We start from the raw sequence: 20,115 nt of genomic DNA on the forward strand, positions 1-20,115 counted from the left end.
GCTCCAAGCGGTCCGGGCAGGCGTACAGGGGCAATCGGGGCATTTACGGATGGATAGATGGCGTCCGGGCGCGGCGCGTTCCCGTCCGCGCGCCCCTGTGGCCCACCGCATTACGCTGGCCGTCGACACGGGCACGCGGCGGACACCGGCGGACGGCCGGGGCACACACCGGCGGGCGCCGTGTGGGCATGCGATCAGCGCGTCTGGGGGAGGCCTTCGCCATGCACCCGCTCGAAGCGGACGAACCCGCCGTCATCGGCCCCTACCGTCTGCTCGGACGCCTCGGCTCCGGCGGCATGGGACGCGTCTATCTGGGCCGCAGCGCCGGCGGCCGCACCGTCGCCGTGAAGGTCGTCCACCCGCACTTCGCCCTCGACGAGGAGTTCCGCGCCCGCTTCCGGCGCGAGGTCGACGCGGCCCGGCGGGTCGGCGGCGACTGGACCGCCCCCGTCCTGGAGGCCGACCCGGAGGCGCGGGTGCCCTGGGTGGCGACGGCGTACGCGGCCGGGCCCTCCCTGACCGAGGCCGTGCGGGACGGCGGCGCGCTGCCCGAGCACTCCGTCCGTGTCCTCGGCGCGGGCCTGGCCGAGGCTCTGGCGCACGTCCACGGCCTCGACCTGGTCCACCGCGACGTGAAGCCCTCCAACGTCCTCCTCACCATGGACGGCCCCCGCCTCATCGACTTCGGCATCGCCCGCGCGACCGACGGCACCGCGTCCCTCACGTCCACGGGCGTGTCCATCGGCTCGCCCGGCTACATGTCCCCCGAGCAGATCCTCGGCAAGGGCGTCACCGGCGCCGCCGACGTCTTCTCCCTCGGCGCGGTCCTCGTCTACGCGGCCACCGCGGGCACCCCCTTCCCCGGCGACTCCTCCGCCGCCCTGCTCTACAAGGTCGTCCACGAGGAACCCGAACTCGGCGCCCTCACCGGCGACTTCCGCGACCTGGTGGCGGCCTGCCTGGCCAAGGACCCCGCCGCCCGCCCCGCCCCCGCGGCCCTGGCCCACCGCCTCGCCCCCGAGGGCGCGGCACCGCTGGTGGCGGCGGGCTGGCTGCCGGGCGCCGTGGTGGAACGGGTGAGCCGGAGCGCGGTGCGGTTGCTGGATCTGGAGGTGGATCACGCGGGGGGTGGGAACGGGTCGGGTGGAGCGCCCGGCCCGGGCGGGACGAACGGTTCGGGCGGGGCGGCGGTGCCGCTGTCGGGGCCGGTGCCGTTCACTGGGGCGGGAGCGGGAGCGGGGGTGTTCGGGCCGCCGGACGCGTCGTACGGGCAGGGAGCTCCCTCGGCGCCGCCGTCGGCACCGCAGACGCCCTCGACGCCCTCGACCCCGCCGGGCTCCTCGCCGCAGCCGTCCGCGTACTCCTCACCCTCCGCCTCCCCGCACTCCTCGTACGAACAGAACAGCGCGTCGGCGTCGCACGGACCCGGTACACCCGCAGCGACCGACACGGGGCAGTCCGACGCGCCGCCCCCCGGCGGACTCTCGCTCTCCGTGGCGGCGACCTCGGCGCCCGCGCGGCCCGACGGCCGGGGGCGCAGGGTGAGTTGCACGGTGGCGCTGGCGGTGGCCGGGGCGCTGGCGGCGGTCACGGTGGGGTCGGTGTTCGTGTTCAACCTGCTGCCGGGGGGCGACGGCGGCGGTGCCAAGGACTCGGCGGGGAAGCAGCCGAGCGCGACGGGCGACGCGGGGGACTCGGCGGTCGAAGGGGCCGTGCCCGCGCGCTTCCTCGGCAAGTGGCGCGGCAAGGCGTCGGCGCGCGACGGCCTCGTACCGCTCGGCACGTTCGAGGTGACCGTGCGCCAGGTCCCGAAGGTCGGAGACCGCATCGGCGCGATGACGCAGACGGACCTCATCGGCGACAAGTGCGTGGACAACCTGACCCTGAAGTCGGCCACGACCAAGGAACTCGTCGCCACCGGCGTCGGCGACAAGTCCAACCCGGACCAGTGCTCCCAGGCCTCCCACACGGTGCGGTTGCGACCGGTCGGGTCCTCCGAGCTGCAGTACACCTCCGAGGACCCGAAGGCGGGGGATCCGGCGGCTCGGCTCGGGAAGGTCGGGTGAGGGTCGGGTGACATATGTGCACCTGAAGGGCTATGGGGGATTAGTCGTCGGGTGGGAATTGTGGCGAACTCGGGGGCGGTAAACCTGGGATTGACAGGTGCGGTAGCGTCCCACGTGGCAGTTGAGATTCTTTACTTTCGTGATACGGGGAGGTACCGATGGCTGACGACATCGACCGCGGTGCAAAACTCGAGAAGCTCCAGAAGCTGTACGAGGCGTTCCAGAAGAAGGAGGGCGAGGTCCGCGACCTCATCCACCTCCTGGACGGTCAGGCCAACGACAGCCACGGCTTCTGGAAGGGTCCGGGCGCCGACCGGTTCCGCGACGACTGGCGTGAGTTCAAGCCGCAGCTGAACCGCCTCGCGGACTCGCTGGGCGACGCCTACAAGTCGGCCAAGAACAGCCACGACCGGATCGAGCAGGCGACGTCGGTCTGACGTCGCGTCGCTTCGGCGTGGCGCTCTGACGCCGCGGTACGCGCATGAGGGGGGCCACCGGCAACGGTGGCCCCCCTCACGTGTGTTGCGGGGTTCAGGCGTCGAGGATCGCCTGTACGGGCATCATCTGCCCGCCGCGCACGAGGATGCCGCGGCCCGTGGGCCCGCCGCCGGATCCGGTCGGCACCCGGACGTTGAACAGCTCGCCGTCCGACGCGCTCTGCGGTGCCAGGATCAGCCCCTGGCGGGAGCGGCGCGCCTCGACCACGAAGCCGCGGTACTGCGAGCTGAGGGTGTCCGTGGCGCCCGCCGCGACGACCGCGATGCCGCCGTCCCTGCCGTTCTGCGCGACCTCCTCCAACGGCCGGTCCAGGGCGCCGTCGTAGAGCATGTCCGCGTCGTCGGCCACCACGGCGTACTTGCCGTCGGCGCGCTCGACCAGCTCCTTCAGGTCGCGTTCCGAGCTGTCGGCGGTCAGCACGCCGAGCACCCCGGCCTCGCCCTCCAGTGATCGCAACGGCGAACGGCGGGGCGTGACGAGGATCAGCGGGGTCCGGCTCGCGAGCAGGGTGCGCGCGGCCACCAGGAGCGCCGTGGAGCGGCCCGACTTGGGCGGCCCCGCGATCACGAATCCGGGGCCCGACTCCTCCAGGTCGATGCCGATCGGCTCCAGTTCGTCGCCGCCCACGCAGAACAGCGCCCACAGCGGCGACGGCGGCACGAACTCGGGGTCGAGGGAGCGGGTCTGCTCCAGCGTGATGCGCATGGGCAGTTCGTCCACGCGCAGCGGGCGGCGGTCGCGCGGCGGCGTCGGGTGCCTGCGCTGTGCCTCCTGGGCGATCTCCCGCAACGCGGCGACCTGGGCCTGGCCGGACGGATCCGGAGCCAGCAGGGCGATCTGGCTCTCCTGGACGCCGTGGTCGGTCAGGCGGAGGGCGCGCCCGGACGGCATGTCCTTGGGCACCTCACGGGCCGAAAGACCCGCCAGGGAATACTCGTTGGCATCCGTGAGCCGCAGGATCAGCTTGTCGGCGAACGACGGCGAGATCTGCCCGCTGAAGCCGCTGCGGTCGGCGGTCATGACGACCTTGACGCCGACCGCGGCGCCCTCCCGGAAGATCTTCACGATCATGTCGACGAGCTTGCCGTAGTCGATGCCCTCCAGGGCCGCGACATAGCCCTCCCAGTTGTCGACGAGCAGCACCATCCACGGCAGCCGGTCCGCGGGCGCGGCGGTCGCCCGCTGCTCGGCCGCGCTGGACAGGCCCTCCAGGGCGAGGAACTGCTGCCGCCGTGAGATCTCGGCGGAGAGCCGGCCGAGCAGGCGGCGCACCCGGTCGGGCTGGTCGCGGGTGACGATGGCGCCGCAGTGCGGCAGATTGGCCAGCGGGAGCAGGGCGTTGGCGCCGCAGTCGATGCCGTACATGTGCACGTCGGCGGGTGAGGTGTCGCGCGCCAGCGAACCGGCGAGGCTGCGCAGCGCCGTGGACCGGCCCGAGCGCGCGCCACCGGCCAGCATGATGTGCTCGCCGTGCACCAGGTCGAGCGCGAGCGGCGTCCGGCGCTGCTGCGCGGGCAGGTCGGTGAGGCCGATGCGGATCGGCGCCACCTCGTCGGCCGCGCGGGGCGCCTCCTCCGGCGCGTCCGGCAGGTCGCCCAGCCACAGCAGGTCGGGCAGCGGGGGCAGCCACGGGCTGCGCTGCTCGCCGAAGCCCATCAGCTCGGCGCCTTCGCGGATGGCGCCGACCAGCACGCTCAGGTCGGTGACCAGCGTGCCGTCGTCGTCGTTCGTGGCGAGCCGGGGCGCGGGGCGGCCGAACGCGGCCCAGTCCACGGGGAACGCGGTCGCCTTCGGCCGGTCGGCGTCGTTGCTCGGCCTGCGGCCACCGATGCGCGCCGACTGCACGGCCACCAGGGACTGCGCCCCGGACCGTACGTAGGCGCGTCCCGGCGTGGACTTGGCGATGGCGCCCGCGTCCGGCGCGTCGATCACGTCGGAGGACTCGCCGCCGTCGGTCACGCGCAGGGCGATGCGGAGGTTGGTGTTGGCGCGGATGTCGGCGCTCACCACACCGGCGGGCCGCTGGGTGGCCAGGATGAGGTGGACGCCGAGGGAACGGCCGCGGCGGGCGATGTCGACGAGGCCGGCGATGAAGTCGGGGAGTTCGGCGACGAGGGACGCGAACTCGTCGATGATCAGGACGAGCCGGGGCATCGGCTCCAGGTCGGGGCGGATCTTGCGGGTGTCGTTGTAGTCCTCGATGTCCTTGGTGCCCGTGTCGAAGAGGATCTCCTCGCGCCGCTTGAGTTCGGCGGCGAGCGAGGCGAGGGCGCGCTCGGTGAGGTGGGCGTCGAGGTCGCTGACCATGCCGACGGTGTGCGGCAGTTGGGCGCAGTCCTGGAAGGCGCTGCCGCCCTTGTAGTCGATGAGGACGAAGTTCAGGGCGTCGGGGCGGTTGGCGAGCGCCAGCGAGGCGATGATCGTCTGCAGGAGTTCGGACTTGCCCGCGCCGGTGGTGCCCGCGACCAGGGCGTGCGGCCCGTCCTTGCGGATGTCGAGGGTGAAGACGCCGTCGGCGGCGATGCCGATGGGCACCGCTGTGGTGGAGCCGCCCTGCCGCCAGATCTTGGCGACGTCCGCGCCCGCCGGGTCCGGCATGCCGAGCAGCGAGAGCAGGCGCGCCGCCGTCGGCAGGGCGGCGTCGGCGTCGTCCTGGCTGACGTCGCGCACGGGTGCCAGGGACCGCGTAACCAGCTCGCACCACGCACTGGAGACCTGGTCGGCCAGGACGTCCCCGATGTCCTCCAGGCCGCCGCCGCTGATCCGCACGTGGCTCGGCCGGTCCGGGAGGCCGATGACGGCCGCCTTGCACTCCTCAGGGAGCAGACGGTCGTCCTCGTCGACGCAGATGGCGAAGATGCCGTGCTGCGGGCCCTCCTGGAGCAGCTGCGGTACGCCGGGCATCCGCCGCAGCAGCCGGGCCCCGTCCAGGACGACCAGCGTGAACGGGTCGGGGCGCAGCCGGTTGGAGGCCCCGAAGTCCGACGAACTGGCCTTGCGGCGCTCCAGCTCGGCCTGCAGCTCGTGGATGCGGCGGCCGACCAGCTCGGGCTCCGCGCCGACCAGGGACAGGCAGTCCTGGCCGCTCTGGGGCGCCGTGTGCGGCAGCCAGTGCGCCCAGTCCCAGGCGTCCTTGGCGTCGGGGGCGGCGGAGAGCACGACGAGGGAGAGGTCGCGGGGGCTGTGCAGGCCGGTGGCCTGGCCGAGCAGCCAGCGGGCGACGGCGAGGCCGAGGCGGCGCTCACCGGCCACGCCGATCACGCCAAGGTCGGGCAGCGGCAGGACCACGGGGACGTCGGCGATGAGGGGCGGCTCCGGCGGGTCGTCGAAGCTGCTGCCCTTGGCGGCGCGCAGCTCGATCTCGGCCTTCTGCTCGGCGAGGCCGACGCGCAGTTGCAGCACGTCCGGGTCGACGAGGCGCCGCTCCCAGAGGCGGCGGCGGGGGCCGGTGGCGTACAGGAGGAGTTCCGCCGGGTCGGGGTGGGCGGCGCGGCGGGCCCGCTGGTCGGCCTTGCCGAGCTCGATCACCTGCGCGTCGAACTCGACCAGGGCGCGTCGGTACTCCTTCATTTCCTGCTTGTACTTCTTGCGCGTGTGGCGGGCCTCGCTGAACCAGTAGCCGAGCATCATCAGCGGGCTCATCGCGCAGAAGAGCAGCGTGTAGACCTGCCTGGTCATGAAGTACATCGTCAGACCGAACAGGGCGGGTATGAAGGAAGTGATCAGCTGCAGGCGCGGTCCCTCGCCCTTGACCGGCTCGGCGGGCACGGAGAGGCGGGGGCGGTGCCGCAGCGGGGAGAAGCGGGGCGGGCGGTTGTAGGCGTAGCCGCCGTCGTCGGTCGGGGCCAGGTGCGCGTCCGGCGCCTCCGCCTCGACCAGGACGAGCCGGGTGTCGCCGACGCGGATGAGCTGGCCCACGGGCCAGGGGCAGTCGGTGGCGACGGGCGAGTCGTCGAGGACGAGGGGCACGCCCTCCTGCGGGTGCAGAGTGACCTCGCCGCCGACGTTCACCGACAGGCGCAGGGCGAGGGCGGGGACGGACGGGTCGGCCACGGGGAGCGTGGCGGTGGAGGCGGAGCCGACGCTCACGGTGCCTGCCTGGACGCGGGTGATGCGGCCGGTGTCCGGGCCGCCGCACACCCGCAGTTCGTAGCGTCCCGCAGGTTCGCCGGCGCGCAGGAACGGGCCGATGGAGTCGTCCGTGGTGACGCGCACGCCGTCGCGCAGCGCGGAGGACGCGAGGGCGGCGGGGTCGTGCAGCGTCCCGTCCACCCACAGGCTCGGGGTGCGCGCCGCCCCCGGCGCCTTGGGCACCCCGGGGCCGACACCGAGCGTGCCGGGGAAGCGCCCCGTGACCACGTTGCTGGAGTCGGCCGCGACGGTGAGGCAGGCCGCGGCGTCGGCGACCGTCGCGTCCTCCTCGACCGCCAGGAACACGTCCTGCGCCGCCGCGCCCTCCCGCACGACGGTCACCATTACCCGCATACCGACAAATTCCTCTCGGCCTGAAGCCCGCACTCACCACAAACACGACAAAGCGCCGCACAAACTCCCGAGCGCCCTGAATCGCCCCGGCTCACCCTTGCATACGCAAGCGCGCCCTTACTCGCCCCTACTCACCCTTACTTGTCCTTCTTGGGATCCTTGGCGTCCTTGACGGCCTGGTCACATTGCCGGGCCACTTCACGCAGCGCCTCGGCGACGTTCTCGCATTTGGTCTTCCAGCCCCCCAAGTCGCCGCGCACATCGTCCGCGTGCGGCCCGGCCCACTGCTTCATCTGCTTCGTCGAGAAGTCACGCGTGGCCTTCGGAAGATCCTCGATATGATCCGCGAGGCTACGCAACTGCCCAGCCCTTTTGGCCTGTTCCTGCAGCTCTGGATCCGCCACCGCGACTACCTCCCCGTTGGACTGCCGATACCGGCCTGCCGGGCGAGGCGGGGGCACCCCCCGGATCACCCGGGACCGAAGTGAAACCAGGTACGAGAGTACTCAGGGGGCCTCGACGGTGTCGAAGAGCGGACGTGCGGAACGTGTGCGGACGGGAGTTCTCCGCGGAATTCGAGAGGCCACGTGGAGTTGAGTTGCCTGCTTTGTGGGGCTTGACCGGATATCACCATTGGCGGAACTGTGACCCCTGTGGATAGCGTCAATCCGTCGGACGAGTCCGAAAGCCGTAAGCCAGTCGTGCAGCGGTACAGAGGTTCAGAGGAGTAGAGAATGCCTGCGATGGATCCGGCCCGACGGCGACTGCGCCTCGCGGACGCGCACATCAGTGTGCTGGGACTTCTGGTGGAGGAGGGTGAGGTTCCGGACGAGCTCGCGCAGGCGCGGGCGGAGTTGCGGGACGCGGGCATCCTGGACGCGGACGAGAAGATCTCGGCGGACCTGTATCCGCTGGTGTCGACGCTGATGGAGCCGCACGTCATCGCCCGGGTGGAGATGACGGGCCCGCAGGGCGTGTCCACCAGCGGCGCCGTGGTCGGCAACGACTTCGTCTTCGCGCACGAGGGCTGGCCGGGCGAGGAGGAGTCGGAGTACGTACCGGTGGAGCCGGAGATGCTCGTCTTCGCGCTGTCCCGGATGGTCGACCTGCACAAGGACAACGCGGATGACTCCGACGTCGGCGAGGAGATCGTCTCGACGATGGGCGTGCTCGACGCCGTCCTCGACCGGATGGAGTCCGAGGGCCACGAGGAGCACGAGGCCATCGCGGAGGCGGTGGGCGCCCCCGCGCGTCTGGCCGAGGTCCTCTCGCACCTCAACTGCATGTGGCGGATGACCGTGGCCTGGCCCGGCGGCGCGGATGTCCCGGACGGCCTCGGCGTCTCGGCGCTCGCCGTGTGGGACTGCGGCCTGGAGGGCTACTGGGTCCGGGAGGCGCCGGCCGAGCCGGTCCGCGAGGGCCAGGTGGACGACAGCAGCGAGCTGAAGGTGCGCCGCATCACCGCCAAGGAGATCTGGGAGCGGATCACGGACCTCCTGCCCGATCAGGACCAGCTCCTCGTCGACTCGGCCGCGTAGCACCCGGCAGTCGTCCGAGATGGAATCCGAAGCGGCCGTCCGCGGGGCAGTCGCCGAAGCAGCGAACGCGACGCAGTCAGGTTGGACTCAGGGGGACAAGTGACGGACAGCTCCATGCGCTTGGCCAAGCCGGCGGATCTCGAGCAGTTGGCGAAGCTGATCGACGGCAAGGGCAACTTGCAGGACCGCCTGGACGAGGCCTTCACGCGCGCCTCGACACTCGGCGTGCGCGACAAGCTCGCCCCGATCAACCCGATGACGTCCTGGGTGACGAAGACGGCCCCCGACCTGCGCAGGCGGGCGGCCATCATCAGGGCAGGGGACGGTGACCCGCTCGCCGCCGCCCTGTACGCGGGCTTCACGCCGGAGCAGCTCAAGGATGCGAACCTGCCGCCGGACATCATGCTCATCGCGAACGCCTCGGTGGCCAACGGCGGCAAGTTCGATCCCAGTTGGCTGAAGAAGGGGGAGCACGAGACCCTCAGTGACTGGGTCACCCGCATCAAGGGCGAGGCCGTCGCGAAGGTCACGGGCAACGAGAACCTGGGCGAGGTCGTCAGCGACTACATCGAGTTGACGGCATTCGCCTCCACGGTCCCCGGGGCCTTCAAGGTGGCGGCCGCCGGCACGCTGGGCCTCTACAAGTACTTCAAGAAGGGCGAGTTCCTGAAGGCGCCGGGAACGACGCTCGCGCAGATCCTCAAGGGCAAGGCGCCGAGCTACATTCCGTCCGGCATCGCCCGGCAGGGCGCCGCGATCGGCGCCAGGACACCGTCGGCGATCCTCAACGTCCTGACGGGAGCGGACAACTACGCCGCCCTCGCCGGCAAGCAGTGGGCGTGGGAAGCCAGCCTCCTCAAGGTCGGGAAGAACGCGGCCGCCCTGAAGACAGCCACGGGCGGCAGCCGCCTCGCGGCCTTCGCGTCCGGTGCGAGCGCGGCGGCGAAGACCTCCGGCTGGTGGCGCGCCACCGGCATCGCCGGCAGTATCGCCGCCACCGGCATCGGCGCCTTCGACCTCGTCCAGCAGGGCAACCCCATCGAGGCCTTCAAGAGGGACAAGGCCGGGTACATATCGGACGTATCCGGCGTGGCCTTCAACGCCTCCCTCACCGCCGCCATGATCGCGCCCAACCCGGTGACCATCGGCGCCGCCGCGGTCACGGGCGTCGTCTACGGCGTCTCCTCCGTGATCGACAATTGGGACAAGGTCAAACAGTTCCCCGGCAAGGTCGCCGAGGCCGGGACCTGGGCGAAGAACAAGGTCGGCGAAGGGGTGGACAAGGTCAAGGAAGGCGGCAAGAAACTTTTGAAGTCGCTCAATCCGTTCGGTTAGCGCGGCCAACCGGCCGCGGTGTCCGTCGCGGCCGGGTGTCGAGCGGCCGCGGCACAGGGAAGTGGGGAAGGTCGGGAATGGTGAGCGGCGGGTTTTCCTTCGAGCTGCGGCGCGGTGAGCCGACGGGCCAGGTCAGGCTCCGCGACCGGGTCTACTGGTGGACCGGCGAGGTCGGCAATCTGGGAGGCGTCGAGCTCGCCTACCCGGCGCGCGAGGTGGTGCCCGCGGCCGACCAGGGGCTCTACGTCGGCACGGCGGTACGCGGCGACAGCATCCCGCCGTCCACCTTCCAGGGCCTCGGCTACACCGTGCAGCCGCGCCTGGCCCGCGGTGTGCTGACCGTCGCCGGCCAGACGGCGACGTTCTCGCGCAGCGCGTGGAGCACCGACCGGCGGGGCCGGGCCCTGCGGATCGCGGTGCTCGGGCGCGAGTACACGTACCGCGAGGGGAGCGGCAAGAGACATCACACGCTGGAGCGCGCCGGTGCCTCCGTCGCGATGACGCGCTCCGGCTGGAAGAACCCGAAGACCATCTCCGGCACCACCGCCGGGGCGACGGACTCGGTGGACCTGAGCCTGGCGATCCTCCTGGAGGGTGTCTACACCCGCAACTTGTCGCTGGGCGGCGCGATGATCTCCGCCCCCGGACGGATCTTCTCGCGCGTCGGCTCCTGAGCACGTCCGCCCGGCCGACGGGGGCCGCCCGCGCCCCGGGCAGCCCCCGCCCGCGCCGTGAGCGGCCCCCGCCCGCCTCCACCCCGGAACGCCGCAGCCACCCCGCCATCAGGGGCGGGACCCGCGCAAGCGAGACTGAGGGGCATGCCTTCACTCGACAGCTCCCGCGGCCGCTTCAAGTTCGCCGACCGCCACATCGCCGTCTTCGCCCACCTCCTGGAGAAGGAGACCCCGCCCGCCGAGCTGCACCACTCCCTCGGTGAGCTTCAGCAAATCGGTCTGGTGGGCGCCGAGGGCGAACTCTCCCCGCTCCTCATGGAGTTCCTCACCACCCTCGCCCGGCCGCTGGTGATGATCCAGGCCGAGGTGACCGGCCAGCACGGCACGCTCGTGCACGGTGTGGTCGTGGGACAGGACGCCGTGTACTCCCACGACGCGTGGCCCGGCGATGAGGAGTCGGAGTACGTACCGATCGAGCCGAAGACCCTGGTGTGGGAGCTGGCCCGCAAGGTGAAGCTGCGCCGGGGCGAGCAGGACGAGCAGGCGTTCGCGGGCGTCACCGAGATCACCACGACGATGGGCGCGCTCGACGCGGTGTTCGCCGCCCTGGAGAGCGGCGAGTCGGACGACCTGGACGCGGCGAAGGCCACGGCCGTCTCCGCCCTGGCCGCGGCGAGCGACCTCGCCGACCCCGAGCTGACCGCGCTCGTCGACCTCACCCTGTCCCTGGACGCGACCTGGCGCGTGACCACGGCCTGGGGCGACGAGCGCGCGCAGGCGGCGGGTGAGTCGGTGCGCAGCATCGCCGTGTGGGACTGCGGCCCGCACGGGCACTGGCTGCGGGTGCAGCCGGAGGAGCCCGTCCAGGAGGGGCAGGTCGGCCCCGAGAGCACGCTGCGGCTCGTCCGCTCCAGCGCCGGCGAGGTCTGGGACAAGCTCGCCGACCTGCTGCCGGACAAGGCGGAGCTGGTCGGCACCGGAGCGTCGGCCTAGCGCACACGGTCACGCTCATCGCCGCGGCCACGCCCACGGGCGCCGTCACGCCCACGCGAGGTCGCGGTCACGCACGTACTCAGGGGGATGAGAAATGCGGAACGTCAATCCGGACGACCTGGACCAGCTCGCCAAGCTCATGGACGGCAAGGGCGGCCTCGCGGACAAACTGGACGAGGCCTTCACCCGCGCCTCCACGCTCGGCGTCTCCGACAAGCTGGGCCCCATCAAGCCGATGCGGACCTGGGTCACCACGACCCCGCCCGACCTGCGCAAGCGGGCGACGCTGGTGCGCGGCGAGCAGCTCTTCGAACGCGGTCACCGGGAGACGTACAGCGATTGGCTGGCGCGGATCGAGGCGTACTACCTCGCGAAGGTGCCCGGATTGAAGGAGCTGGGCGAGAAGGACATCGAGAAGTTCATCAAGGGTGTCACTGAACTCGCCGGAGCTGCCAGGATCGGTGGCTGGACAATGGCCACGAGCCTCATCATGGGAAATGTCTACCTCAAGAATTCCTGGCACAGCGGTCTGCTGCGGGCAGCCGTCGCATCCGAATGGCTGAACAAGTCCGGCACTTTCCGGGGCTTTGTCGCTGCCGGTCTGGGCAGGATCTCACGGGGCGAGCTGCGCTCTCTGACCGCGCCGGGCAGTTGGCTCCCCGGCAAGCTGGGTGGCCTTTTCGCTCGAAGCACGCTTTACCAGAGGGCCAGCAGAATCCCGTTCAGCGCGGGGTACCGCGCTGACTTGCTGGGCCGTGGGTGGGACGGGTTTCGAGCCTTGCCAGGTGTGCGTGCACCTCTGGTGGCGAGGGGCATCGACTTCGTCGTCGGGTCCGATGCTCTGGCCGCGCGGTATGGCGGGTACACCCACTCCGGGGTGAGCGTCACTCGTGCGGGTCAGGCAAGCCTCATCCGAGTCGGACGATCGGCCGCCTACTTCCAGAAACTCAGCAATGCCCGTTCGTCGGTCATCGCCGCCGGAAAGACGGCGTCTCCGTTCCTCAAGGGACTTGGCGCGGCCGGCAGGACAGCTGGGGGCATCCGTCTGCTCGGTATCGGTGGCGGTGTTCTGTCCACCGGTGTCAGCGCTGCCAATGTCTGGGCGCAGGGGAATCCCGTCGAAGCCTTCAAGAAGAAGGGCGCGGGCTATGTCGCGGACGTTGCGGAGGTCGGGTTCAACGCGTCCCTCACCGCTGCGATGGTCGCCCCCAACCCGTTCACCATCGGCGCCACCGTGGTCACCGGTGCCGTCTATGGCGGGGCCAAGGTCGTCGAGCATTGGGACGACATCAAGGAGGGCGCGGGCAAGGCCAAGGACTGGACCGTGGACAAGGCCAAGGACCTTGGGAAGGGCATCGCCAAGTCGAAACTGAATCCCATGAACTGGAAGGCGCCTTGGTGAGCACCACGGTGCCTGAATACCTGGGGCAATCGTCGCTATTAGACGATGGGCTCATTCGAACGAGGGTTGAGGAAACGGTGGATGGCTTCGGTGGCATGTCCCGTCGTCGTCAACTCCATTGTGTCCACGTCTTCGAAGACAATGGCCAACGCCAGGTCGAGTGCGTCAGCCTCGCCGGACACCGTACCCTGGCATCCCCATTTTCCTTGAGCATTCTTGCCGCGGGTGAAAGAGATTTCGATGCCTGGGCGTGAGAGGGTCGCACCCTTGGCGAGACGCGTCACGACGTACTCGTAGGAACGCTCACCACAGTCGATCCGCAAGGCGCGCGCCTTGTTGCGGAACGCTTTGCTGTTGAACGTCAGCCGAGCCAGCTCTCCCTCGATGAGGAGACGTGCGTTCCGCAGCATGGGGCGTCCCGGGCCGACGGTCCGGTACACGACCTCCGGCATCTGCTCACCGAGCAGGCGCACCTCCTGCTGCCTGTGTGCGGTCTTGATGCTTCCCTTCCGCCACTCGGATTCGATGGTGACCTCGCCGAAAGGCCCGACAGTTCCGCTGTAGCCGCGCACCTTCTTGCGCGTGTACCGCAGCAGTTCGAACTGAAAGTCCGCCATTGCTCTCTCTCGTCGGATGACGTTCCCGCTCTGCCCGGAATACGATCAAGGAGTCGTGGCCGCTTCATGGGCCGACGCCACTCCGGGGCAGTTCGACCTTAACCGGGGCGTGCCGGGTCGGCCGAGGCCGGGTCTGCACGCTCCGGGTACCGCTCTCCTTGAGGAGCGGCTCTTGAGCTTTCTGCGCGATCAGCGGTTGACAGATTGAACTTCCTCGACCGTGATGTCCTGGACCGCCTCAATTGTGCCGTCGGGCATCGAGGTCGGCCCCGCGCGCCCGGTTCCCGTCCAGCTGATCTCCCAGGTGAGGGACGCCTTGAGCGGGAACGTGCCGTCACCGGACGAGCGGCGGTACGTGATGCCGCAGGGAGGGGTCTCCTCCGATTTGCCCTTGGCGTAGGGCTCGCCGATCTTGCCGTCGACGATGGGGCATTCGCCGTTGGCGGGGGTGGTGGTCGCGTCCTTGGTGCCCGGGTTGAGGGTGAGCGACTTGGGCGTGGCGGTCGTCGTCGCCTGGATGTTGAAGCCGGGGACGTCGATGGCTGCCGTCGCCTTGACGTCGTTGAAGGTGGTGCGGTCGAGCCAGGCCCACGTCGGCAGGTTCACCTTGGTCGTGCCGTCGGGCGCGAGCGTGACCTTGGTGTCGGGGAGCATCATGTGCTGGTAGGCGAGGGCGGCGAGGATCTCCGGGGTGATGGCCTCCTCGTACTGGGGCGGCGGGGCCTCGCCGTTGTCGACCCAGAACGGGAGGTCGCTGCACGAGGTCCGCTTGAGGTAGTCCGGCTCATCCGGGTTCTCGACCCCGGCCCAGAACATCCCCTCGCCGTCCTTCTTGACGTTGTAGTCCTTGTAGCCGGGGGTGTCGGCCCAGCCGTAGCCGTCCTCGTAGTGCCGCTGGGTCTCGGCCAGGGCGGCGCCGGCGTGGCCGCCCATGCCCGGGGCGCCCATCTGCTCCTTGAGGCTCGCGGTCATCTTCTTCTTGAATTCCTTGGCGCCGTACGCCGGGGCGTACCAGCACGGCGGGGGATCCCAGTTGACGTCGGCCGAGGTGACGTTTCCGCTGCTGCCGCCCTTGGCTACGGCGCCGGAGTAGCGGATCTTCGCGGCGGCATAGATGCCGGTTCCGTCGCTGCCGCCGGACTCCTCAGTGCTGGCTCCGTCGCCGTTCTTGTTGGGCTCTCCCGCGTGGGCGGGCGCTGCGAGGACGAGAGCGCTCAGGGCGCCTACGGTGAATGTCAGGGCAGCGGTACTGGCGCGGCGGGCCGCGCGGCGTGATCTGTTCACTGGCACTGCTTCGCCTTCTCCTCGACGAACACCTTGGATGCCTGCCAACGTTCCTTGCCCGTCGGGTACTTGACCATGATGATCCTGAAGTGGTCGAAGTCCGTGTCGCTGGGCTTGGTCTTCTGGACCTTCCCGGTCTTGATGTCCTTGCCGTAGAACTTGCTCGAGTCCGCGCAGAACGCGACCTCTACGGATGTGCCGTTCGCGGTGGACCGCGTGTCCGCCTGGTAATGCCGTCGTGTCCCGGTGGCGGTCCAGCCGTCGTCGACGCGGCTGTTGATCTGCACCTTCGCATAGTGAAGGCCCTCGCCCGTGGCGTAGGTGGACACGGCCGCGTTCGTGGCCGTGCGCTTGTCGACGCCGTGGTAGATGGCACGGACGTAATTGGCGGCGTCGCTCATCGCGGACGCCTCGTTCTTGGCCTTCGGCGTCTCCCAGTCGAAGACCAGCTTCATGTCCTTGGGCAAGGACAGGTCGATGCCATCCGGCTCTTCGTCGGTCGGTGACGGTCCCGTCGACTTCTTCGGCTTCTCCGGTCCCTGCTCGGCTCCAACGATCTTGTCGTCGTCCTTGGAGTCCACGTCGCCCCCGCTGCCGCAGCTCGTCAGGATCAGGGCTGCGGCAGCGGCGAGCGCGGCAGTGACGGGCATCGTTCGGCAGTTCACGGTCGGCTCCCGGTGAGGCGAGGGTGGCTGGAACGGGCCGACGTTATCCGGGGGTTGTTGGTTGCGCCAGCGTTGTTAGCGGGACAAGGTGTCGCATCCTGGCGGAATGTCATCGGGTCGTGATGCGAAGTACGCGACTTGCGGCAGGCTCGGTTTCCTGCGGGCGTCTTCGCGGTGGGGTTCGAAGACGTCCATGGCAGCGGGCGTACGTGAAGTGCCGTCAGGAAGGACCTGACATCTTTGCCGTCCCATCCGGTGGCGGGGCAGGACCGGAGCCGACCACGGGTCGGCATCTTGGCTGGGTGCTTGACCGGTTCCTTGTCCTCGCCCCCCGTGGTGAGCCAGATCCCGACTGAAGCGGCCACTAGAGCGGTGGCGGCGGCCCCGTCCGCCACCTTGCGGCGTCTGCTGCGCTGTGCCGTCCTCTCCCTGAGGGCTGCCCAGTCGAGGTGAGGCATGTGTTTTTTCTCGCGTGCTTGACGACGGTCGGCTTCATCGGACGGAAGACAGGACAGGGCAGTTGAGGGAGCACCGATCGCTGAGGTTGCCCCGCACGCCGTGCGGGGCTTTCCGCCGAGGTGAGGGACCTGAACCGCTGGGATCAGCGTGACTTCATCCCAGCGGCCTCGGCGGCGTGGGCTTCACGCCAGTGGCCTCAGCACAACGGCAACCCGTCGAACTGCGCCGCGAGCCCCCGCTTGGTCTTGAACTTCTGGCCCGGCTTGAGGGTGTTGCAGCCGGAGTCCGGGGCGAAGGACCACCTGACCTTGACCCGCTTCGTCGACGAGCACTTGTTCGTGACGTACGCGGTCTGCGAGATGATCCCCTTGTCGACCTTGACCTTGACGCACGAGGGGGCGGCGGCGCGGGCCTGCGCCGGTGCCGCGTGGGCCGTTCCGGTCATGGCGAGCACGGCGAGGCTGGTGGCCCCGACGGCTATGGACCGCTTTGCGAGCGAAAGCTTGCGCAACTCGAATGTCTCCGATCGGTGAACGGGTCCCGGCCCGCCACCCGACCCTGTTCGGAGCAGGGACGTCTGCGGCAGCGAACCGACCTTGGCCCGCCAGACTCTACTGGCCGGATTCCAGCGACATCGAGCCGCTCCTTCAACAGCCGTGCATCAGTACTGCTGCGGTGGTGCGGCCGGGTGCAGCGGAGCGGAAAGGGCCTGCAGGAACGCGGCGCGGTCGCGGGTGGCGACGGTCAGGAACTCCCCGCGCCGGGTGGCGATGACGACGCTGTCCATGCCCATCGGCATGCCCCAGGCGCCGCCCATGAGCCGGGGGTTGGCGTGGCTGCCCCGGGCGTCGGGCGAGAGGACGTCGGGCGTGTTCAGGGAGGTGGCGTAGTGCTGCGGTGCGCTGGGGAGCTGGCCTTGGGCGGCGGCGCGGACCGACGCGGGGTCGATGTCCGTCAGCGGCAGGCGCTCACGGCCGACGCGCAGGGTGGTGGCGTCGATCTCGACGCGGTGGTAGATCCGCTTCGATATCGGGACGGCGAGGCACGGCAGCAGCAACAGGAGGAACAGCCCGGAAACGCCGAGCCAGACACCGAAGTCGTCGGGCAGGGTTTCCACCCCCATGTAGCCAATTCCAGCCAGATAGACACCGATGCACACACTGGACCAGGTCTTGGGGGATTTCTCGACGTACGTCATGTTCCATTCCTTGTCGGGTCCGCCTGCTCACAGGCGCTGCGGGCGGTCAGACGCTACTCAAGCGGCCTGCGGTTTCGCCAGAGCGAACGGCGTGCACGGCGCGAATGCGAGGCGTCGGCCGGCCCGGCGCCGACGTGGGCGTACCGTCACCCCCATGCTTCTCTGGCTCAACGGCCCCTTCGGCGGCGGCAAGACGCAGACGGCGTTCGAGATTCAGCGGCGGCTGCCCGGGAGTGTGGTGTGCGATCCGGAGTACGTCGGCTTCGGGTTGCACCGGATGATGCCGCCGGGGCTGCGCGGGGACTTCCAGGATCTGCCGGTGTGGCGGCAGGCGGTGTACGACGTGCTCGATCTGGCGCTGGCCAAGCACGAGGGGACCGTGATCGTTCCGATGACGGTCGTGGAGCCCGCGTACTTCCAGGAGACCGTCGGGCGCCTTCGCGAACGCGGTCACGACGTACGGCACTTCGCGCTGCTCGCCGACCGGCGCACCGTCCTGAAGCGGCTGCGCGAGCGCGGCCTCGGGCATGTCGTGCGGGTCGTCGGCGGGCGGGACGCCCCGCTGCGGCGCGAGAGCTTCGCCGTCGCCAAGCTCGACCTGTGCCTGGAGCGGCTGCGGGAGCCGGAGTTCGCCGAGCAGATGTGGACGGACCACGTCTCCGTCGCGCGGAGCGCCGACCGGATCGCCGCGTCCGCGGGACTCACCCTCGTACCGAACACGGACAGCGCCGCGCGGGGGCGGATCCGGCGGGCGTGGACGGGGGTCAAGCACATGCGGTTCGACTGAGGCGATGGGAAGGACGCGGGGCGGTCCTTGGGGGTGCGGGGCAGTATGGGGGGATGGTGAGCGGTGAGGGTCCCGGTGGCGAGGTCGGTGGGGGCAGTGCGGGTGGGAGTGAGGGCTCCCGGGTCGAGCCGCCCGGGCGGGCCGACGAACGCACCATGCTCGCCGCGTTCCTCCAGTTCCAGCGCGACACCCTCGCCCTGAAGTGCGCCGGCCTGGCCCCCGACCAGCTCAGGCAGCGGGCCGTGCCGCCGTCGCCGCTGTCCCTGCTCGGCCTGGTGCGGCACCTCGCCGACGTCGAGCGGGGCTGGTTCCGCAGCGTGTTGCTCGGGGAGGCGGACGAGCCCTACTGGCCGGGGGCCGCGCCGGGCGAGTACGCCGACTTCGACGTCGAGGACGCCGACCCGGAGGAGGCCTTCCGGCTCTGGCGCGAGGAGTGCGCCCGCTCCCGCGCCGCCGTGGCCGCCGCCGACTCGCTGGAGACGGCGGGCGGCCACGACGGCACCACCTTCTACTCGCTGCGCCACATCCTCACGCACATGATCGAGGAGTACGCCCGCCACAACGGCCACGCCGATCTGCTGCGGGAGCGGATCGACGGCAGGACGGGGGAGTAGCAGGGGAGCAGGGCCGAGCCAGGCGGAGGCGGGGCCCCCGCCGGACCACCTGTGACTACCGGCGGCCCAGCGCCCGCTTCAGCCGCTTGCCCGACGGCGACTCGTCCAGCGTCTTCCACAGCTTCGCCGAGCTGGTGGACGTGTAGACGCCGGGAGCGCCCTGGTCGCCGCAGCCGTCGCCGTAGGAGACGACGCCGATCTGGATCGGGTCCTGGCGGCCGGGCACGGTGCGGAAGATGGGGCCGCCGCTGTCGCCCTGGCAGGAGTCCTTGCCTTCCACGCCGGCGCAGAAGTTGACCTTGGAGCTGTAGCCGTTGTAGCTGACCTTGCACTCGTTGTGCGAGAGGATCGGCACCTTGACCTGGCGGAGGCGGTCCGGGGTGTGGGTCATCGCGGTGTCCGTGTTGCCCCAGCCCGCGACGGTGGCCTTCTGGCCGGGGCGGAGCAGCGAGTCGGTGCCCTGGGTGGGCAGCTTGACCGGGCTGATGCCGCGGACCGGCTTGTCCAGCTGGATGAAGGCGACGTCGTACGCCTCCTGGCCCTTGAGGTAGCGGGGGTGCACGACGATGCTGCCGCGGCTGCCGGTGCCCTTCGTCCTGGCGTTGCGTATCTGGCCCTGGCCGCTCTTGGAGAGGACCGTACGGCCGACGGCGACCTGCACGGTCTTCGCCTTGACCGGCTTGCCCGCGTCGTCGACGAGGCAGTGCGCGGCCGTCATGACGGTGTCCGGCGCGATGAGGCTGCCGCCGCAGAACTGGCGGTCGAAGGCGCTGCCGGAGCCCTTCTCCAGGACGGCCACCATGAACGGGTAGGCGTCGTTGGAGACTTCGGTGCCGCCGATGATCGCGTTGGCGGCGGGCGCGCTGGTCGCCACCAGCGCGAGGGCGGTCGCGGCCGTCGCGGAGGCGAGGGCGGCGCGGGGTGCGCGGGAGGTGCGGGACGCGCGGCTCGTGCTGGTGGTGTCGCCGGCTGCGCGGGCGGTGCGGGAAGGAAAGGAAAGTCTCATGGGGGTTGAATTTCTCTTTCGGTGGATTTGTTGAGTTTTGCAGCGCCCTGTGAAACATCTTGTGGGGCCGGTACGGGACCGGCATACGTGGAGATTCGGCGCCGAAGAGTGAGAGGGCGCCGCGCGGGGGCGGGTTCACCCGACGCGTGGGTCTTTCTGTCAACGGTCCGTGCAAGTCGGATAGTTCGGGTATGTCGCACCATCCGACAGGCCTGCCCCGCAAATTTGTGCGGAGGTTCTGGGGAGGTGTCGCGATCGTCCGGTGCCTCCGGCCGCGCGCCGCGGTGACCTGCCCGCTCCGCCTCATGTTCCGCTCGCCGTCCCGGGAACCGCTCCTGCCCCTCCTCGCGTCGTTCTGGTGCCTGAGGGATGGGCGTACGGGGTGTGGTGGGGCGAGCGGGGCGGGGGATTCCGTTGGCGGGATGTCGTCGCCCGAAAGGGTTATGCGCAAAGCAAGTTGGTTCGCAGTCGCATACGAAAGTGCCTTGGTGTGC

The 20,115-nt window shown here is 70.3% G+C and carries 17 protein-coding genes; 9 read left to right on the forward strand and 8 right to left on the reverse strand.

Annotation, left to right across the window (positions count from 1 at the left end):
• Nucleotides 1–221 precede the first annotated feature (221 nt).
• Together AB6L24_RS27785 and AB6L24_RS27790 are read left to right on the forward strand one after the other, a co-directional pair.
• On the forward strand, nucleotides 222–2,066 hold the full coding sequence (locus AB6L24_RS27785; RefSeq protein WP_405663379.1) for a serine/threonine-protein kinase: 1,845 nt from the start codon (nucleotides 222–224) through the stop codon (nucleotides 2,064–2,066).
• A gap of 158 nt (nucleotides 2,067–2,224) precedes the next feature.
• On the forward strand, nucleotides 2,225–2,503 hold the full coding sequence (locus AB6L24_RS27790; RefSeq protein ID WP_051811534.1) for a WXG100 family type VII secretion target: 279 nt from the start codon (nucleotides 2,225–2,227) through the stop codon (nucleotides 2,501–2,503).
• A 94-nt stretch (nucleotides 2,504–2,597) separates the two neighbouring features.
• On the opposite strand, the gene AB6L24_RS27795 is transcribed toward AB6L24_RS27790, so the two are convergent.
• Nucleotides 2,598–7,049, reverse strand: coding sequence for an FtsK/SpoIIIE domain-containing protein (locus tag AB6L24_RS27795; RefSeq protein WP_405659635.1), 4,452 nt, complete (start codon nucleotides 7,047–7,049; stop codon nucleotides 2,598–2,600).
• Between the two features lie 137 nt (nucleotides 7,050–7,186).
• Entirely contained in the window at nucleotides 7,187–7,453 is a 267-nt protein-coding gene (locus AB6L24_RS27800; RefSeq protein ID WP_030363296.1) for a hypothetical protein, read from the reverse strand.
• Between the two features lie 330 nt (nucleotides 7,454–7,783).
• On the opposite strand from AB6L24_RS27800, the gene AB6L24_RS27805 reads away from it, so the two are divergent.
• The 5 genes from AB6L24_RS27805 to AB6L24_RS27825 all read left to right on the forward strand — a co-directional run bounded on the left by AB6L24_RS27805 (nucleotide 7,784) and on the right by AB6L24_RS27825 (nucleotide 12,991).
• Nucleotides 7,784–8,587 (forward strand): hypothetical protein, encoded by an 804-nt coding sequence (locus AB6L24_RS27805; RefSeq protein ID WP_405659638.1) that lies wholly within the window; start codon nucleotides 7,784–7,786, stop codon nucleotides 8,585–8,587.
• Nucleotides 8,588–8,701: 114 nt separating this feature from the next.
• Nucleotides 8,702–9,922, forward strand: a complete 1,221-nt coding sequence (locus tag AB6L24_RS27810; RefSeq protein WP_405659640.1) for a mucin-2 — start codon at nucleotides 8,702–8,704, stop codon at nucleotides 9,920–9,922.
• Nucleotides 9,923–9,999: 77 nt separating this feature from the next.
• Nucleotides 10,000–10,596, forward strand: a complete 597-nt coding sequence (locus AB6L24_RS27815; RefSeq protein ID WP_405659642.1) for a hypothetical protein — start codon at nucleotides 10,000–10,002, stop codon at nucleotides 10,594–10,596.
• A 144-nt stretch (nucleotides 10,597–10,740) separates the two neighbouring features.
• Nucleotides 10,741–11,589 carry a hypothetical protein gene (locus AB6L24_RS27820; RefSeq protein ID WP_405659645.1) on the forward strand — a complete coding sequence of 283 codons (849 nt, stop codon included), beginning with the start codon at nucleotides 10,741–10,743 and terminating at the stop codon, nucleotides 11,587–11,589.
• 94 nt (nucleotides 11,590–11,683) lie between these two features.
• Nucleotides 11,684–12,991, forward strand: coding sequence for a PE-PGRS family protein (locus AB6L24_RS27825; RefSeq protein WP_405659647.1), 1,308 nt, complete (start codon nucleotides 11,684–11,686; stop codon nucleotides 12,989–12,991).
• Between the two features lie 38 nt (nucleotides 12,992–13,029).
• Here the strand turns inward: AB6L24_RS27825 and AB6L24_RS27830 are convergent, their stop codons facing one another.
• The 5 genes from AB6L24_RS27830 to AB6L24_RS27850 all read right to left on the reverse strand — a co-directional run bounded on the left by AB6L24_RS27830 (nucleotide 13,030) and on the right by AB6L24_RS27850 (nucleotide 17,214).
• A complete protein-coding gene (locus AB6L24_RS27830) occupies nucleotides 13,030–13,608 on the reverse strand; it encodes a hypothetical protein (protein WP_405659649.1) in 579 nt (192 codons plus the stop codon).
• 189 nt (nucleotides 13,609–13,797) lie between these two features.
• Complete coding sequence (locus AB6L24_RS27835) at nucleotides 13,798–14,892, reverse strand: hypothetical protein (protein WP_405659651.1); 1,095 nt, start codon at nucleotides 14,890–14,892, stop codon at nucleotides 13,798–13,800.
• A complete protein-coding gene (locus AB6L24_RS27840) occupies nucleotides 14,889–15,542 on the reverse strand; it encodes a hypothetical protein (protein ID WP_405659654.1) in 654 nt (217 codons plus the stop codon). The genes AB6L24_RS27835 and AB6L24_RS27840 overlap by 4 nt, the downstream gene beginning before the upstream one ends.
• Nucleotides 15,543–16,212: 670 nt before the next feature.
• Nucleotides 16,213–16,527 (reverse strand): hypothetical protein, encoded by a 315-nt coding sequence (locus AB6L24_RS27845; RefSeq protein ID WP_030363306.1) that lies wholly within the window; start codon nucleotides 16,525–16,527, stop codon nucleotides 16,213–16,215.
• Nucleotides 16,528–16,677: 150 nt separating this feature from the next.
• Nucleotides 16,678–17,214 (reverse strand): hypothetical protein, encoded by a 537-nt coding sequence (locus AB6L24_RS27850; protein ID WP_405659657.1) that lies wholly within the window; start codon nucleotides 17,212–17,214, stop codon nucleotides 16,678–16,680.
• Between the two features lie 154 nt (nucleotides 17,215–17,368).
• Between AB6L24_RS27850 and AB6L24_RS27855 the strand changes: the two genes are divergently transcribed.
• Complete coding sequence (locus tag AB6L24_RS27855) at nucleotides 17,369–18,001, forward strand: AAA family ATPase (RefSeq protein WP_405659659.1); 633 nt, start codon at nucleotides 17,369–17,371, stop codon at nucleotides 17,999–18,001.
• Between the two features lie 53 nt (nucleotides 18,002–18,054).
• Nucleotides 18,055–18,615, forward strand: a complete 561-nt coding sequence (locus AB6L24_RS27860; protein WP_405659662.1) for a DinB family protein — start codon at nucleotides 18,055–18,057, stop codon at nucleotides 18,613–18,615.
• Nucleotides 18,616–18,670: 55 nt separating this feature from the next.
• On the opposite strand, the gene AB6L24_RS27865 is transcribed toward AB6L24_RS27860, so the two are convergent.
• The gene (locus tag AB6L24_RS27865) at nucleotides 18,671–19,621 is read right to left on the reverse strand and encodes a S1 family peptidase (RefSeq protein WP_405659664.1); all 951 of its coding nucleotides are present in this window, start codon (nucleotides 19,619–19,621) and stop codon (nucleotides 18,671–18,673) included.
• Between the last annotated feature and the right edge of the window lie 494 nt (nucleotides 19,622–20,115).

The organism is Streptomyces sp. RK9 (assembly GCF_045070545.1).
GTDB classification, from domain to species: Bacteria; Actinomycetota; Actinomycetes; order Streptomycetales; family Streptomycetaceae; genus Streptomyces; species Streptomyces alboflavus.

Bases quoted from the DNA above. Each gene is read 5' to 3' on its own strand.
- AB6L24_RS27785 (WP_405663379.1), top strand. From the start codon at position 222: ATGCACCCGCTCGAAGCGGACGAACCCGCCGTCATCGGCCCCTACCGT.
- AB6L24_RS27790 (WP_051811534.1), top strand. From the start codon at position 2,225: ATGGCTGACGACATCGACCGCGGTGCAAAACTCGAGAAGCTCCAGAAG.
- AB6L24_RS27795 (WP_405659635.1), bottom strand. From the start codon at position 7,049: ATGCGGGTAATGGTGACCGTCGTGCGGGAGGGCGCGGCGGCGCAGGAC.
- AB6L24_RS27805 (WP_405659638.1), top strand. From the start codon at position 7,784: ATGCCTGCGATGGATCCGGCCCGACGGCGACTGCGCCTCGCGGACGCG.
- AB6L24_RS27810 (WP_405659640.1), top strand. From the start codon at position 8,702: ATGCGCTTGGCCAAGCCGGCGGATCTCGAGCAGTTGGCGAAGCTGATC.
- AB6L24_RS27815 (WP_405659642.1), top strand. From the start codon at position 10,000: ATGGTGAGCGGCGGGTTTTCCTTCGAGCTGCGGCGCGGTGAGCCGACG.
- AB6L24_RS27820 (WP_405659645.1), top strand. From the start codon at position 10,741: ATGCCTTCACTCGACAGCTCCCGCGGCCGCTTCAAGTTCGCCGACCGC.
- AB6L24_RS27825 (WP_405659647.1), top strand. From the start codon at position 11,684: ATGCGGAACGTCAATCCGGACGACCTGGACCAGCTCGCCAAGCTCATG.
- AB6L24_RS27830 (WP_405659649.1), bottom strand. From the start codon at position 13,608: ATGGCGGACTTTCAGTTCGAACTGCTGCGGTACACGCGCAAGAAGGTG.
- AB6L24_RS27840 (WP_405659654.1), bottom strand. From the start codon at position 15,542: ATGCCCGTCACTGCCGCGCTCGCCGCTGCCGCAGCCCTGATCCTGACG.
- AB6L24_RS27850 (WP_405659657.1), bottom strand. From the start codon at position 17,214: ATGACGTACGTCGAGAAATCCCCCAAGACCTGGTCCAGTGTGTGCATC.
- AB6L24_RS27855 (WP_405659659.1), top strand. From the start codon at position 17,369: ATGCTTCTCTGGCTCAACGGCCCCTTCGGCGGCGGCAAGACGCAGACG.
- AB6L24_RS27860 (WP_405659662.1), top strand. From the start codon at position 18,055: ATGGTGAGCGGTGAGGGTCCCGGTGGCGAGGTCGGTGGGGGCAGTGCG.
- AB6L24_RS27865 (WP_405659664.1), bottom strand. From the start codon at position 19,621: ATGAGACTTTCCTTTCCTTCCCGCACCGCCCGCGCAGCCGGCGACACC.